Origin of the sequence: Caldimonas brevitalea (genome assembly GCF_001017435.1) — a bacterium.
Classification (GTDB): Bacteria; Pseudomonadota; Gammaproteobacteria; order Burkholderiales; family Burkholderiaceae_C; genus Caldimonas; species Caldimonas brevitalea.
On the sequence record NZ_CP011371.1, the window covers coordinates 5,743,168 to 5,759,099 of the forward strand.

The window sequence follows — 15,932 nt, forward strand, 5'->3', positions numbered from 1 at the left end:
CCTGAATAAAGAGCAAAACCAGTGCACTTGTTTTAGGTCTCCGCTGACTCGCGAACTCGCACGCCACTGGCAGCGTGCGGCGGATCAGCGAAGACCGATGCTGTGTTGCTTACTTGCCGCGAGCGGTGATGATCGCGTCGGCCACGTTCTTCGGAGCTTCAGCGTAGTGCTTGAACTCCATCGTGTACGTGGCACGGCCTTGCGACATCGAACGCAGCGTGGTCGAGTAGCCGAACATTTCCGACAGCGGGACTTCGGCCTTGATGACCTTGCCGCCGCCAGGCATGTCGTCCATGCCCTGCACCATGCCGCGACGGGACGACAAATCGCCCATCACGTTGCCGGCGTAGTCTTCCGGGGTCTCGACTTCGACGGCCATCATCGGCTCGAGGATCACGGGGCTGGCCTTGCGGCAACCGTCCTTGAAACCGATCGACGCGGCCATCTTGAACGCGTTTTCGTTCGAGTCCACCTCGTGGTAGGAACCGAAGGTCAGCGTGACCTTGACGTCCACCACCGGGAAGCCGGCCAGCACGCCGTTCGGCAGCGTGTCGATCAGGCCCTTTTCCACTGCGGGGATGAACTCGCGCGGCACCACGCCGCCCTTGATGGCGTCGACGAACTCGAAGCCCTTGCCCGGTTCCTGCGGCTCGACCTTCAGCACGACGTGGCCGTACTGACCCTTACCACCGGACTGACGCACGAACTTGCCTTCGACATCGGAAACCGCCTTGCGGATGGTTTCGCGATAGGCCACCTGCGGCTTGCCGACGTTGGCCTCGACACCGAACTCGCGCTTCATGCGGTCGACGATGATTTCGAGGTGCAACTCGCCCATGCCGGAGATGATGGTCTGGCCAGACTCTTCGTCCGTACGCACGCGGAACGACGGATCTTCCTGAGCCAGACGACCCAGCGCGATACCCATCTTCTCCTGGTCGGCCTTGGTCTTCGGCTCGACCGCCTGGGAGATCACGGGCTCGGGGAACACCATCTTCTCGAGGGTGATCACGGCATCCGGATCGCACAGCGTTTCGCCGGTCGTCACTTCCTTCAGGCCCACGCAAGCGGCGATGTCGCCCGCCAGAATCTCCTTGATTTCTTCACGCTGGTTGGCGTGCATCTGGAGAATCCGGCCGATACGCTCTTTCTTGCCCTTGATGGGGTTGTAGACGGAGTCGCCCGACTTCAGCACGCCGGAGTAGACGCGCACGAAGGTCAACTGGCCGACATACGGGTCGGTCATCAGCTTGAACGCCAGCGCCGAGAACTTCTCGCTGTCGTCGGCACGGCGGGTGGCTTCCTTGTCGTCCTCGTCGGTGCCGGCCACCGGGGGGATGTCCACCGGCGACGGCAGGAAGTCGATCACCGCGTCGAGCATGCGCTGCACGCCCTTGTTCTTGAAGGCGGTGCCGCACAGCATCGGCTGGATCTCGGTCGCGATGGTGCGCGAACGCAGGCCCTTCTTGATCTCTTCCTCGGTCAGCTCGCCGGTCTCGAGATACTTGTTCATCAGCTCTTCGCTGGACTCAGCGGCGGCTTCGATCATGTTCTCGCGCCACTTCTGGCACTCGGCTTCCAGATCGGAGGGGATGGGACCGTAGTCGAACTTCATGCCCTGGCTGGCCTCGTCCCAGATGATCGCTTTCATCTTGAACAGGTCGACCACGCCCTTGAAGTTGTCTTCGGCACCAATGGGCACGACGATGGGCACCGGGTTGGCCTTCAGGCGCGTCTTCATCTGGTCGTAGACCTTGAAGAAGTTCGCGCCGGTGCGGTCCATCTTGTTGACGAACGCCAGACGCGGCACCTTGTACTTGTTGGCCTGGCGCCAGACGGTTTCCGACTGGGGCTGCACGCCACCCACGGCGCAGTACACCATGCAGGCGCCGTCGAGCACGCGCATCGAGCGCTCCACCTCGATGGTGAAGTCGACGTGCCCCGGGGTGTCGATGATGTTGAAGCGGTGCTCCGGATAGGACAGGTCCATGCCCTTCCAGAAGCAGGTGGTCGCCGCGGAGGTGATCGTGATGCCCCGCTCCTGCTCCTGCTCCATCCAGTCCATCGTGGCAGCGCCGTCGTGCACTTCACCGATCTTGTGGTTCACACCGGTGTAGAACAGGATGCGCTCGGTGGTGGTCGTCTTACCAGCGTCGATGTGAGCCGAGATACCAATGTTGCGGTAACGCTCAATCGGGGTCTTGCGGGACATGATGTCACTCCAAATACAAAGGCCGCCCCGCGTGTCTCGTGGACCGAACGGGGCAGCCGAGGGGCTTGCTGAGGGTGCTTAGAAGCGGAAGTGCGAGAAGGCCTTGTTGGCTTCGGCCATGCGGTGCACTTCGTCGCGCTTTTTCATCGCGCCGCCGCGGCCCTCGGAGGCCTCCAGCAGCTCGTTGGCCAGACGCTGGGTCATCGACTTCTCACCGCGCTTGCGAGCGGAGTCCTTGAGCCAGCGCATCGCCAGCGCCATCCGGCGAACGGGGCGAACTTCCACGGGAACTTGGTAGTTCGCACCGCCCACGCGGCGGGACTTCACTTCGACCATCGGCTTCACGTTGTTCAGCGCGGTCAGGAACACGTCGAGGGGATCCTTGCCCGACTTCTTTTCGACCTGCTCCAGTGCACCGTAGATGATGCGCTCAGCCACGGCCTTCTTGCCGGACTCCATCACCACGTTCATGAACTTGGACAGATCGACGTTGCCGAACTTCGGGTCCGGCAGGATCTCGCGCTTAGGTACTTCGCGACGACGAGGCATGATTCACCTTCCTTTTGCTTCAGTTGGCGCGGGCTGTTCTGTTTGCCCACACCTTGGGCGCCACCGACATCTGGGGCCACCCACTTACTCGGCAAGCCTGAGGCCCACCGCAACACGCCCGACCGCGCCCAGCATAGGAGCCGATCGTGACAACTCGACCGATCAGGCCTTCTTCGGACGCTTCGCGCCGTACTTGGAACGCGACTGCTTGCGGTCTTTCACGCCCTGCAGATCCAGCGAACCGCGCACGATGTGATAACGCACACCCGGCAGATCCTTCACCCGGCCACCGCGCACCAGCACCACGCTGTGCTCTTGCAGGTTGTGGCCTTCACCGCCGATGTAGGAGATGATCTCGAAGCCGTTGGTCAGGCGCACCTTGGCGACCTTCCGCAGCGCCGAGTTCGGCTTCTTCGGGGTGGTGGTGTACACGCGGGTGCACACACCGCGGCGCTGGGGAGACCCCTCCATCGCCGGCGACTTGGACTTCGTGACCTCGGTCTGACGACCGTGGCGCACGAGTTGATTGATGGTTGGCATGGGTAACTTGTTCCCGTTTGAAGTTACGTTACAGAACTTTTTTCGGCGGCAGCCGAACACCCCAGACGCAGCACCAGCCCGAGGCCGGGAGTCTGTTCGCCAAGAGCCCCGAGGGCGAGAGCGTTCCGTGAACCCCTCGCAACGAGCATCCTGCGATCCCGGTGAGCCGCCCAGCAAAGAGCGCAGCAAAATCTGCCGAAAAGCCCGCGATTATATTCAGCGCTCCTCCCCGTCGCAAGCATGGGTTTTGCTGCGCTGGTTCCGAGCTCCTTTTTCGGCCTGTTCATGACACGCTCCTCAACGCCCAAGGTGGTGATCGACACCAATGTTCTGCTCGATTGGCTTGTGTTCGATGACCCCGATGCACGGCTGGTGGCCAAGGCCGTCCTCACGAGCCAGGTGGAATGGGTGGCCACCGCAGCAATGCGAGAAGAGATGGAGCGGGTGCTCACTTATCAATGGATTGCACTGAGGCAGCCGGACCACCCCGGAATCGCCGCTGCCTGGGCCGACTGGGCGCAGCTACACCCGGCCCCGCCCCCACGCGCGCCGATGCGCTGCGGCGACTCCGACGACCAGAAATTCATTGACCTGGCCGTTGCGGTGCAGGCGCAATGGCTGCTGACGAAGGATCGTGAACTGTTGAAGCTGGCCAAGCGGGCGTCGCGCCAAGGCGTCCAGGTTCTCCGTCCGGCGGAGTGGACGGCCTCGTTCGCCGAGGCGACCGCGCCTCAACCGAGCAACTGACCGAGCAGCAACCGCGCGCTCGCGACGTTGGTGGCGCACGGAATGTCGTGAACATCGCAGGCGCGCACCAGGGCGTTGATGTCGGGCTCATGAGGCTGCGGGGTCATGGGATCGCGCAGGAAGATCACCGCATCGACACCGCCGACGGCCAGGCGCGCGCCGATCTGAAGGTCGCCGCCCAACGGTCCGCTGAGCATGCACTCGACGGACAGCCCGACCTCATCCTGTAAGCGGCGTCCCGTGGTGCCGGTGGCGCACAGTTCACAGCCGGCCAGCTGATCGCGAAACTCCCGCGCCAACGCCACCATGGCGTCCTTTTTCTTGTCATGTGAAATCAAGGCGATGCGGCGGCGGGGCATGGGACGACTCCTGAGCAGACACCGATGATAGGCGTCAGCAGTTACCGAGGCGGCTCAACCGGGCTGGGGCGGGCGCTCGCCAGAGCCGCGCAGCGACGACTGCCAGAGCGGCGCCGCGGTACGGCTACGGCTGGAGGGCGGATCGGGGTTGGGTTGTCATGTTCCCTGGCAGCGGCACGGACCGAATCTCCGACTGCGTAAGCACCCGGTGCAGCAGCTCTCCTCGCACCCAACGGTGGGCCGGATCAACTTCGTCGCGTGGATGCCCGGCGACGACCAGCGAGTCCTGCGGCCCATCCGGTAAAGCCTCGTCTTCCCACCACAAGATCTACCGGGGCCCGGACGGACAGTGGTGGTGGGCGTGATGAGACCAAAAGAAAAGGCGGCCGAGGCCGCCTTTTTGCTTCAGACGTGAGCTCGCGCTCACAGCCTCAGACTCACTCGCCGCTCGGCGCCCCACCCTCGTCGCCGGCATCCACCTGCGCCATCTGCAGCGCCGCCATTTCTTCGGCTTCCTGCATCGCGATGGCGCGGCGTTCCTGCTCGTCCATTTCCTCCTTGGCCTTGCGGGCCTGGTGGAAGGCGAGACCGGTACCGGCCGGGATCAAGCGACCCACGATGACGTTTTCCTTCAGGCCACGCAGCTCGTCGCGCTTGCCCATGATGGCAGCCTCGGTGAGCACGCGGGTGGTCTCCTGGAAGGAGGCCGCCGAGATGAAGGAGTCGGTCGACAGCGAGGCCTTGGTGATGCCCAGCAGCACATCGCTGTGTGTCGCATCGACCTTGCCTTCGGCGCGCATGCGGTCGTTGGTGTCCAGCAGCTCCGAACGCTCGACCTGCTCGCCGGCGATGTAGTTCGTGTCGCCCGGGTTGACGATCTGCACGCGGCGCAGCATCTGGCGAACGATCACCTCGATGTGCTTGTCGTTGATCTTCACACCCTGCAGACGGTACACGTCCTGCACTTCGTCGACGATGTAGCGGGCCAGCTCTTCGATGCCCAGCAGACGCAGGATGTCCTGCGGATCGGCCGGGCCGTCGACGATCAGTTCGCCCTTGTTCACCACCTGGCCTTCGTGCACGAGGATGTTCTTCTCCTTCGGCACCAGCTCTTCCCAGACCTTGCCGTCCGGGTCGGTGATCTGCAGACGCACCTTGCCCTTGGTCTCCTTGCCGAACGACACCGTGCCGGTGACTTCCGCGAGGATGCCCTTGTCCTTCGGCGAACGCGCCTCGAACAGCTCGGCCACGCGGGGCAGACCCCCGGTGATGTCACGGGTCTTCTGGCCTTCGACCGGGATACGCGCCAGCACTTCACCAGGCGCCAGGTCCTGACCGTCGCGGATCTGGATCAGCGAGCCGACCTGGAAGCCGATCGTCACCGAGTGGTCGGTGCCGGGGATCTTCACCTCGTTGCCGGACGGGTCGAGCAGCTTGACCTGCGGACGCACCACCTTGGCAGCACCACGGCGCTTCGGGTCGATCACGACCAACGTCGACAGACCCGTCACCTCGTCGACCTGCTTGGCAACCGTGACGCCTTCCTCGACGTTCTCGAACTTCGCACGACCGGCGAATTCCGTGATGATCGGGCGGGTCAGCGGGTCCCAGTTGGCGAGGATGGTGCCGGCCTTGATCTGCTGGTCGGCCTTGACGTTGAGCGTCGCACCGTACGGCACCTTGTGACGCTCGCGCTCGCGACCGTGCTGGTCGGAGATGATGATCTCGCCGGAACGGGAGATCACCACCAGCTCGCCCTTGCCGTTGGTCACGTAGCGCATCGTCGGGTTGAAGCCGATGATGCCGTCGCTCTTGGCCTCGACGCTCGACGCCACCGCTGCACGCGTCGCCGCGCCACCGATGTGGAACGTGCGCATCGTCAGCTGCGTACCGGGTTCGCCGATCGACTGCGCCGCGATCACGCCCACCGCTTCGCCGGTGTTCACCAGGCCGCCGCGGCCGAGGTCACGGCCGTAGCACTTGGCGCACAGGCCGAAACGGGTCGCGCAGGTCAGCGGCGTGCGCACCTTGACCTCGTCGACGCCAGCAGCCTCGATCTGGTCGAGCGCGTCTTCGTCGAGCATGTCGCCGGCACCCAGCAGGCCTTCCTGCGTCTCCGGGTGCACCACCTCGGTCGCGGTGACGCGACCCAAAATGCGGTCGCGCAGCGATTCGATCACCTCACCGCCTTCGACCAACGCGCGCATCGAGATGCCGTTGCTGGTCGTGCAATCGTCTTCGGTGACCACCAGGTCTTGCGTCACGTCGACCAGACGACGCGTCAAATAGCCGGAGTTCGCCGTCTTCAACGCCGTGTCGGCCAGACCCTTACGGGCGCCGTGCGTGGAGTTGAAGTACTGCAGCACGTTCAGGCCTTCACGGAAGTTCGCCGTGATGGGCGTCTCGATGATCGAGCCGTCCGGCTTAGCCATCAGGCCGCGCATGCCCGCCAGCTGGCGGATCTGGGCGGCGGAACCGCGGGCGCCGGAGTCGGCCATCATGTAGATGGAGTTGAACGACTCCTGGTCGACTTCCTTGCCGTGGCGGTCGATGACCTTCTGCTTGGCGAGCTGGGTCATCATGACCTTGCCCACTTCGTCACCGGCCTTGCCCCAGATGTCGACGACCTTGTTGTAGCGCTCGCCGGCCGTGACCAGACCGGAGACGTACTGCTGCTCGATCTCCTTCACTTCCTTCTCGGCGCGCTCGATGATCAGGTGCTTCTCGGGCGGCACCAGCATGTCGTCGATCGCGATCGAGATGCCGGCACGCGTGGCCAGGCGGAAGCCCGACTGCAGCAGCTTGTCGGCGAACACCACCGTGTCCTTCAGACCGCACTTGCGGAAGGACACGTTGATGAGCTTGGAGATCTCTTTCTTCTTCAGCGCCTTGTTGATGTTCGAGAACGGCAGGCCCTTGGGCAGGATCTCGGACAGCAAGGCACGGCCGACAGTGGTCTCGACCAGCTTGGTCTCGGGGATGAACTCGCCCGTGTTCTTGTCCTTGCTGTACTCAACCAGGCGCACGCTGATGCGCGCGGTGATCTCGACCACGGCGTTGTCGAGCGCACGGTGCACTTCCCCGATGTCGGAGAACACCATGCCCTCGCCCTTGCCGTTGGTGCGCTCACGGGTGGCGTAGTAGAGGCCCAGCACCACGTCTTGCGACGGGACGATGGACGGCTCGCCGTTGGCCGGGAACAGCACGTTGTTGGAGGCGAGCATCAGCGCGCGCGCTTCCATCTGCGCTTCGATCGACAACGGCACGTGGACGGCCATCTGGTCGCCGTCGAAGTCGGCGTTGAAGGCCGCGCAGACCAGCGGGTGCAGCTGGATCGCCTTGCCTTCGATCAGCACCGGCTCGAACGCCTGGATGCCCAGGCGGTGCAGCGTCGGGGCGCGGTTCAGCAGGACGGGGTGCTCTTTGATCACCTCTTCCAGGATGTCCCACACCACCGGCGTGCCGGCTTCCACTTCCTTCTTCGCCGCCTTGATGGTGGTGGCGATGCCCATCGCCTCCAGGCGCGAGAAGATGAAGGGCTTGAACAGCTCCAGCGCCATCAGCTTGGGCAGACCGCACTGGTGCAGCTTGAGCGTCGGGCCCACGGTGATGACGGAACGGCCGGAGTAGTCGACCCGCTTGCCCAGCAGGTTCTGACGGAAACGACCGCTCTTGCCCTTGATCATGTCGGCCAGCGACTTGAGGGCACGCTTGTTCGCACCCGTCATCGCCTTGCCGCGACGGCCGTTGTCGAGCAGCGAATCCACCGCTTCCTGCAACATGCGCTTTTCGTTGCGCACGATGATCTCGGGCGCCTTCAGTTCGAGCAGGCGCGCCAGGCGGTTGTTGCGGTTGATGACACGACGGTAGAGGTCGTTCAGGTCGGAGGTCGCGAAGCGGCCGCCGTCCAGCGGCACCAGCGGACGCAGGTCCGGCGGCAGCACGGGCAGCACTTCGAGAATCATCCAGTTCGGCTTGATGCCGGACTTCTTGAACGCCTCCATGACCTTCAGGCGCTTCGAGTTCTTCTTGATCTTGAGCTCGGAGCCGGTCATGTCGTTGCGGAGCTTGTCGATCTCCACATCGAGGTCCATCTCGGCGAGCAGCTTCTGGATGCCTTCGGCCCCCATCAGCGCGATGAACTCGTCACCGTACTCGGTACGCTTCGCGTCGTAGTCGTCCTCGCTCATGATCGAGAACTTCTTCAGCGGCGTCATGCCGGGGTCGACCACGACGTACGCTTCGAAGTACAGCACGCGCTCGATGTCGCGCAGCGTCATGTCGAGCACCAGGCCCAGACGCGACGGCAGCGACTTCAGGAACCAGATGTGCGCGCAGGGCGCGGCCAGGTCGATGTGACCCATACGCTCGCGGCGCACCTTGGTCTGGGTGACTTCGACACCGCACTTCTCGCAGATCACGCCGCGGTGCTTCAGGCGCTTGTACTTGCCGCACAAGCACTCGTAGTCCTTGATCGGGCCGAAGATCTTGGCGCAGAACAGGCCGTCACGCTCGGGCTTGAACGTGCGGTAGTTGATGGTCTCGGGCTTCTTCACCTCGCCGAACGACCACGAGCGGATCTTCTCGGGCGACGCCAGCCCGATCTTGATCGCGTCGAAGTGTTCGTCGGGGGTGAACTGCTTGAAAAGGTCCAACAAGCCTTTCATGCATTGACTCCTTTAGTTGCGCTCGAGCTCGATGTCGATGCCGAGCGAACGAATTTCCTTGACCAGCACGTTGAACGACTCCGGCATGCCGGCGTCGATCGCGTGTTCGCCCTTGACGATGTTTTCGTACACCTTGGTACGGCCGTTCACGTCGTCGGACTTCACGGTCAGCATTTCCTGCAGCACGTAGGAGGCACCGTAGGCTTCCAACGCCCACACCTCCATCTCACCGAAGCGCTGGCCACCGAACTGCGCCTTACCACCCAGCGGCTGCTGCGTGACGAGCGAGTACGGGCCGGTCGAACGGGCGTGCATCTTGTCGTCGACCAGGTGGTGCAGTTTCAGCACGTGCATGTAGCCCACCGTGACCGGGCGCTCGAAGGCGTCGCCGGTGCGGCCGTCGTGCAGGGTGGCCTGCGTCCGGGTGTCGGTTAGCCCCTTGACCTTGGCGATCTCGTCCGGATAAGCCAGCTTCAGCATGCCGCGGATTTCCTCTTCGGCCGCGCCGTCGAACACTGGGGTCGCGAACGGCACACCCTTGGCAAGGTTCTCCGCCATCTCGACGATCTCGTCATCGGTCAGCTCTTCGATGCTCTCGGTCTTGCCGCCCGACTTGTTGTAGAGCTCGTCGAAGAACTTGCGCAGTTCCTGTACGCGGGTGTGCTGCTGCAGCATGTCGCCGATGCGCTGGCCGATGCCCTTGCCGGCCCAGCCCAGGTGCACTTCGAGCACCTGGCCGACGTTCATCCGCGAGGGCACGCCCAGCGGGTTGAGCACGATGTCGGCAGGGGTGCCGTCAGCCATGTAGGGCATGTCTTCGACCGGGACGATCTTGGACACCACACCCTTGTTGCCGTGGCGGCCGGCCATCTTGTCGCCAGGCTGCAGGCGGCGCTTCACGGCCAGGTAGACCTTGACCATCTTCAGCACGCCAGCCGGCAGCTCGTCGCCCTGCGTGAGCTTCTTGCGCTTTTCTTCGAACGCGAGGTCGAAGCTGTGGCGCGTCTGCTCCAGCGAGTTCTTGATGCTCTCGAGCTGGTTGGCCACGTCTTCGTCGGCCGGGCGGATGTCGAACCAGTGGTACTTCTCGACGTCGGCCAGATAGGCCTTGTCGATGGTCGCACCCTTGGCCAACTTCTTCGGGCCGCCATTGGCGAGCTTGTTGGTCAGCAGCTTTTCGATACGGTCGAAGGCGTCGGCCTCGACGATGCGCAGCTGGTCGTTCAGGTCGAGGCGGAAGCGCTTCAGCTCGTCGTCGATGATCTGCTGGGCGCGCTTGTCGCGCTGGATGCCTTCGCGGGTGAAGACCTGCACGTCGATGACGGTGCCGGCCGTGCCCTGCTCGACACGCAGCGAGGTGTCCTTCACGTCGGACGCCTTCTCGCCGAAGATCGCACGCAGCAGCTTCTCTTCCGGCGTCAGCGTGGTCTCGCCCTTGGGCGTGACCTTGCCGACCAGCACGTCACCGGCCTGCACTTCGGCCCCGATGTAGACGATGCCCGACTCGTCGAGGCGGGACAGCTGATGCTCCGACAGGTTGGGAATGTCGCGCGTGATTTCCTCGGGCCCGAGCTTGGTGTCGCGCGCCATCACCACCAGTTCCTCGATGTGGATCGAGGTGTAGCGGTCTTCGGCGACGACACGTTCGCTGATCAGGATCGAGTCTTCGAAGTTGTAGCCGTTCCAGGGCATGAAGGCGACCAACATGTTCTGGCCGAGCGCGAGCTCGCCCAGGTCGGTGGAAGCGCCGTCGGCGATCACGTCGCCGGACGCCACCGAGTCACCGCGCTTGACGATCGGGCGCTGGTGGATGTTGGTGTTCTGGTTGGACCGCTGATACTTGATCAGGTTGTAGATGTCCACGCCGACTTCGCCCGCTGCCGTTTCGTCGTCGTTGACGCGGATCACGATGCGGTTGGTGTCGACGTAGTCGACCACACCGCCGCGCTTGGCGGCCACGACCGTGCCCGAGTCGACCGCGGCAACGCGCTCGACGCCGGTGCCGACAAAGGCCTTTTCGGGGCGCAGCGTCGGCACGGCCTGGCGCTGCATGTTGGCGCCCATCAGTGCGCGGTTCGCGTCATCGTGCTCGAGGAACGGCACCAGCGAAGCGGCCACCGACACGATCTGCGTCGGCGCCACGTCCATGTACTGGATGCGCTCCGGCGAGGTCAGCACCGACTCGCCCTTCTCACGGGCCGACACCAGTTCGTCGACCAGCTTGCCTTCGGCGTCGAGCGACGCGTTGGCCTGGGCGATCACGTACTTGCCTTCCTCGATGGCCGACAGGTAGTCGATCTGGTCGGTCACCTTGCCGTCGTTCACGCGGCGATACGGCGTCTCGAGGAAGCCGTATTCGTTCAGCTGCGCGTAGAGGGCCAGCGAGTTGATCAGACCGATGTTCGGGCCTTCCGGCGTTTCGATCGGGCACACGCGGCCATAGTGGGTCGGGTGCACGTCGCGCACCTCGAAGCCGGCACGCTCGCGGGTCAGACCGCCCGGGCCCAGGGCCGAGACACGACGCTTGTGCGTGATCTCGGACAGCGGGTTGGTCTGGTCCATGAACTGCGACAGCTGCGACGCACCGAAGAACTCCTTCAGCGCCGCGGAAATCGGCTTGGAGTTGATCAGGTCGTGCGGCATCAGGGCTTCGGTCTCGGCCTGGCCCAAACGCTCCTTGACGGCCTTCTCGATACGCGCCAAGCCCGAGCGGTACTGGTTTTCGGCCAGCTCGCCAACACAACGCACACGGCGGTTGCCGAGGTGGTCGATGTCGTCCACTTCGCCGCGGCCGTTGCGCAAGTCGACCAGGATCTTGACGACGTCGAGGATGTCCTCGTTCGACAGCGTCATCGGCCCGGTCGGGTCGTCGCGACCGACACGCGCGTTGAACTTCATCCGGCCCACGCGCGACAGGTCATAGGTGTCGGCGCTGTAGAACAAGCGGTTGAAGAGCGCTTCGACAGCGTCTTCCGTCGGCGGCTCGCCGGGGCGCATCATGCGGTAGATGGCCACGCGCGCCGCCAGCTGGTCAGCGGTTTCGTCGCTGGCCAGCGTTTGCGAGATGTAGGCGCCCTGATCCAGCTCGTTGGTGTAGAGGCACTGGATCTCTTTGATGCCGGCGTTGCGCAGCTTCTTCAGCAGCGTTTCGGTCAGCTCATCGTTGGCCTTGGCGATGATCTCGCCGGTCTCCGGGTCGACCATGTTCTTGGCCAGCACACGGCCGACCAGAAAGTCTTCGGGGACGGTGATGAACTGGGTGCCCGACTGCTCCAGCGCACGCGTGTGACGTGCGGTGATGCGCTTGTCCTTCTCGACGATCACGTTGCCCGACTTGTCGGTGATGTCGAAACGTGCCACTTCACCGCGCAGACGCTCGGAGACGAACTCCATCTGCGCGCCCGAATCCATCAGGCGGAAGTTGTCGAACACGAAGAAGTTCGCCAGGATCTGCTCGGGATTCAGGCCGATCGCCTTCAGCAGGATCGTGACGGGCATCTTGCGGCGCCGGTCGACACGGAAGAACAGGATGTCCTTCGGGTCGAACTCGAAGTCGAGCCACGAGCCGCGGTAGGGGATGATGCGCGCGCTGAACAGCAGCTTGCCCGAGCTGTGCGTCTTGCCCTTGTCGTGCTCGAAGAACACGCCGGGCGAACGGTGCAGCTGCGACACGATGACGCGTTCGGTACCGTTGACGATAAACGAGCCGTAGTCGGTCATCAGGGGCACTTCGCCCATGTAGACCTCTTGCTCCTTGATCTCCTTGACCGTTTTCGCCTGCGGCGACTCGCGGTCATAGATGATCATCTGGAGTTTCGCCCGCACCGCGGCGGCGTACGTCAGCCCGCGCTGCTGGCACTCGCGGGTGTCGAACGGAGGCTTGGCGATGTTGAATTCGATGAACTTCATCTCCACGAACCCGTTGTGCGACACGATCGGGAACGCGGACAGGAACGCAGCCTGTAGGCCTTCGTTCTTGCGTTTTTGTGGAGGGACATCCTGCTGCAAGAAGGCGACATACGAGTCCTTCTGCATGGTCAGGAGGTAAGGGACGTTGAGGACGCTTTCGCGCTTGCCGAAGCTTTTGCGAATGCGCTTGCGTTCGGTGTAGGTATACGCCATAAACACTCCGTACGTTGAAGCGACCTGCTTGGCCTGAACAGGTGCTCAATCGGGCGACTGGCGATCAGATCGAGGCGCGCCCTGCACGGCGAGGGCGGATCTGAAGCTTGGTGGCTGGCCACTACCAGCCGCTGGCGGACGACCGCGGCATTGCACCGCGACCCGACCAAACCGGTTCTCTGCAGTCGGATCAGAGAACACTCGGAAAGGGTCTCAAGGCGTGAAGATTGCCTTGAAATTCCTTTTCGGGTGTGCTCCAGCACTCAAACCCATGAAGCACAAAAGGCTGGGGGCCTCGAAGAGCCCCCAGCCCCATGTGGGAAACCCAATTACTTGAGTTCCACCTTGGCGCCGGCTTCTTCCAGCTTCTTCTTGGCAGCTTCGGCGTCGGCCTTGGCAATGGCTTCCTTGACGGGCTTCGGAGCGCCGTCGACCAGGTCCTTGGCTTCCTTGAGGCCCAGGCCGGTGATTTCGCGCACGGCCTTGATGACACCGACCTTGTTCGCGCCGGCTTCGAGCAGCACGACGTTGAACTCGGTCTTCTCTTCGGCGGCGGGGGCGGCAGCGCCACCGCCAGCGCCGGCGGGAGCGGCCATCGCAGCGGCGGACACGCCGAACTTCTCTTCAATGGCCTTCACCAGGTCATTGAGTTCCATCACGGACATGCTGTCCAGGGCGGTCAGGAATGCGTCTTTATCGAATGCCATTTTGGGTTCCTAAACGTATGGGTTCGTATTGAATGAAATCAAGCAGCGGGGGCGGCTTCGGCAGCCGGAGCGGCCTCGGCGGGCGCGCCTTCACCACGCTTTTCGGACAGGGCGGCGAGCACGCGAGCCATGCGAGACACGGGCGACTGCATCAGGCCCAGCAACTGGGACAGCAGCACTTCCTTGCTCGGGATCGCGGCCAGGGCCTTCACGCCAGCGGCGTCGAGGGCTTTGCCGCTGTACGCGCCGGCCTTGATGACCAGCTTGTCGTTGCCTTTGGCGAAGTCGGCGAGGACTTTCGCGGCGGCAACGGCGTCTTCCGAAAAGCCGTAGATCAGCGGACCGGCCATGGACTCGGACGCCACTTCAAACGAAGTACCGGCCACGGCACGGCGAGCGAGCGTGTTCTTCAGGACGTGCAGATACACACCCTGAGCACGCGCCTGCCGGCGCAGCTGGTCCAGTTGAGCGACGGTGAGGCCACGGTACTCCGCCAACGCGAGCGTCTGTGCGCGGGCCGCTTGGGCCGCCACTTCCGTCACGACAGCTTGTTTCTCGTTGCGATTCAGACTCAAGGTCTACTCCTCACATTCACACCCGGGTCACCCCGGGTGCACCAGTTAACAGCGACCTCTGTTCAGGAAACCAGGCCGGTCTTGCGACCGACCTCACTCCATTCCAGCGGGTGCGCCATCTGCGTTGGCTGCGATCGAGGGCTTGCGCCACCGACCTGGATTAAGCGACCTGCAGCCGCACCAACGGTCTTTGATAGCCCACGGCTCTCTTGCGACAGCCGCGGCCCACCAATTCATGCGCGCCGCACCCACAGGGAGCGGCGCTTCAACACTTCTATCAGGCGCCCGGGGCCGCGTTGATCGACGCAGCGTCGACGCGCACGCCGATGCCCATCGTCGACGACACGGCGACCTTGCGCAGGTACACGCCCTTGCTCGAAGCCGGCTTGGCCTTGTTCAGTGCGTCGAGCAGCGCTGCCAGGTTGCCACGCAGCTTCTCGGCGTCGAACGAGCGACGGCCGATGGTGCCGTGGATGATGCCGGCCTTGTCGACACGGAACTGCACCTGACCGGCCTTGGCGTTCTTGACGGCGGTGGCCACGTCCGGGGTCACGGTGCCGACCTTCGGGTTCGGCATCAGGCCGCGCGGGCCGAGGATCTGACCGAGCGTACCGACCACGCGCATCGTGTCCGGCGACGCGATCACGACGTCGAAGTTGATGTTGCCGGCCTTGACCTGTTCGGCCAGGTCTTCCATGCCGACCACGTCGGCACCGGCGGCGCGGGCTTCTTCAGCCTTGGCGCCTTGCGCGAACACGGCGACACGCTTGGTCTTGCCAGTGCCGTTGGGCAGCACGACGGCGCCACGCACGACCTGGTCGGACTTCTTGGCGTCGATGCCCAGCTGGACGGCGACGTCGATCGACTCGTCGAACTTGGCGACGGCCGCTTCCTTGACGAGAGCCAGGGCCTGGTCGATCGGGTACAGCTTGGTGCTTTCGACCTTGCCTTGGTTAGCCTTTTGGCGCTTGGTGAGCTTGGCCATGATCAAACACCTTCCACGATGACGCCCATCGAACGGGCAGAACCAGCGATGGTCTTGACGGCGGCGTCGAGGTCGGCGGCCGTCAGGTCCTTCATCTTGGTCTTGGCGATCTCTTCGAGCTGGGCGCGCGTGATCTTGCCGACCTTGTCGAGGTGTGCACGGCTGGAGCCCTTGTCCAGCTTGATGGCCTTCTTGATCAGGACCGTCGCGGGCGGGGTCTTGATCTGGAAAGTGAAGGACTTGTCTGCAAACGCGGTGATCACCACCGGCAACATCAGACCGGGCTCGACGCCTTGGGTCTGGGCGTTGAACGCCTTGCAGAATTCCATGATGTTCAGGCCGCGCTGACCCAGCGCAGGACCCACCGGGGGCGAAGGATTGGCCTTGCCTGCCGGGATTTGCAGCTTGATGAAGCCGACAATCTTCTTGGCCATATTGGCTCCTAACCGAGTTCAAACGCCGGCGTGTT

11 protein-coding genes are annotated in these 15,932 nt (G+C 63.6%); 1 reads left to right on the forward strand and 10 read right to left on the reverse strand.

Features of this window, described 5'->3' with window-relative positions; translation table 11 throughout:
• Positions 1-109 precede the first annotated feature (109 nt).
• The 3 genes from fusA to rpsL all read right to left on the reverse strand — a co-directional run bounded on the left by fusA (position 110) and on the right by rpsL (position 3,301).
• The gene (gene fusA, locus AAW51_RS24470; RefSeq protein WP_047196719.1) at positions 110-2,212 is read right to left on the reverse strand and encodes an elongation factor G; all 2,103 of its coding nucleotides are present in this window, start codon (positions 2,210-2,212) and stop codon (positions 110-112) included.
• A 78-nt stretch (positions 2,213-2,290) separates the two neighbouring features.
• Positions 2,291-2,761, reverse strand: coding sequence for a 30S ribosomal protein S7 (gene rpsG / locus AAW51_RS24475; protein WP_047196720.1), 471 nt, complete (start codon positions 2,759-2,761; stop codon positions 2,291-2,293).
• Between the two features lie 162 nt (positions 2,762-2,923).
• A complete protein-coding gene (gene rpsL, locus AAW51_RS24480) occupies positions 2,924-3,301 on the reverse strand; it encodes a 30S ribosomal protein S12 (RefSeq protein WP_047196721.1) in 378 nt (125 codons plus the stop codon).
• 240 nt (positions 3,302-3,541) lie between these two features.
• Between rpsL and AAW51_RS24485 the strand changes: the two genes are divergently transcribed.
• Positions 3,542-4,048, forward strand: coding sequence for a putative toxin-antitoxin system toxin component, PIN family (locus AAW51_RS24485; protein ID WP_053013884.1), 507 nt, complete (start codon positions 3,542-3,544; stop codon positions 4,046-4,048).
• Here AAW51_RS24485 and AAW51_RS24490 read toward each other — a convergent pair.
• The 7 genes from AAW51_RS24490 to rplK form a co-directional block, all read right to left on the reverse strand.
• Entirely contained in the window at positions 4,033-4,407 is a 375-nt protein-coding gene (locus AAW51_RS24490; protein ID WP_047196722.1) for a methylglyoxal synthase, read from the reverse strand. The genes AAW51_RS24485 and AAW51_RS24490 overlap by 16 nt on opposite strands.
• 437 nt (positions 4,408-4,844) lie before the next feature.
• Positions 4,845-9,074: a DNA-directed RNA polymerase subunit beta' gene (rpoC, locus tag AAW51_RS24495; RefSeq protein ID WP_047196723.1), complete on the reverse strand. Its 4,230-nt coding sequence runs from the start codon at positions 9,072-9,074 to the stop codon at positions 4,845-4,847.
• A 12-nt stretch (positions 9,075-9,086) separates the two neighbouring features.
• Positions 9,087-13,196, reverse strand: coding sequence for a DNA-directed RNA polymerase subunit beta (gene rpoB / locus AAW51_RS24500; RefSeq protein WP_047196724.1), 4,110 nt, complete (start codon positions 13,194-13,196; stop codon positions 9,087-9,089).
• A gap of 329 nt (positions 13,197-13,525) precedes the next feature.
• Positions 13,526-13,903 carry a 50S ribosomal protein L7/L12 gene (gene rplL / locus AAW51_RS24505; protein WP_047196725.1) on the reverse strand — a complete coding sequence of 126 codons (378 nt, stop codon included), beginning with the start codon at positions 13,901-13,903 and terminating at the stop codon, positions 13,526-13,528.
• Between the two features lie 38 nt (positions 13,904-13,941).
• Positions 13,942-14,478, reverse strand: coding sequence for a 50S ribosomal protein L10 (gene rplJ / locus AAW51_RS24510; RefSeq protein WP_047196726.1), 537 nt, complete (start codon positions 14,476-14,478; stop codon positions 13,942-13,944).
• 277 nt (positions 14,479-14,755) lie between these two features.
• Positions 14,756-15,463 (reverse strand): 50S ribosomal protein L1, encoded by a 708-nt coding sequence (gene rplA / locus AAW51_RS24515; RefSeq protein WP_047196727.1) that lies wholly within the window; start codon positions 15,461-15,463, stop codon positions 14,756-14,758.
• Positions 15,464-15,465: 2 nt separating this feature from the next.
• The gene (gene rplK / locus AAW51_RS24520; RefSeq protein ID WP_047196728.1) at positions 15,466-15,897 is read right to left on the reverse strand and encodes a 50S ribosomal protein L11; all 432 of its coding nucleotides are present in this window, start codon (positions 15,895-15,897) and stop codon (positions 15,466-15,468) included.
• Between the last annotated feature and the right edge of the window lie 35 nt (positions 15,898-15,932).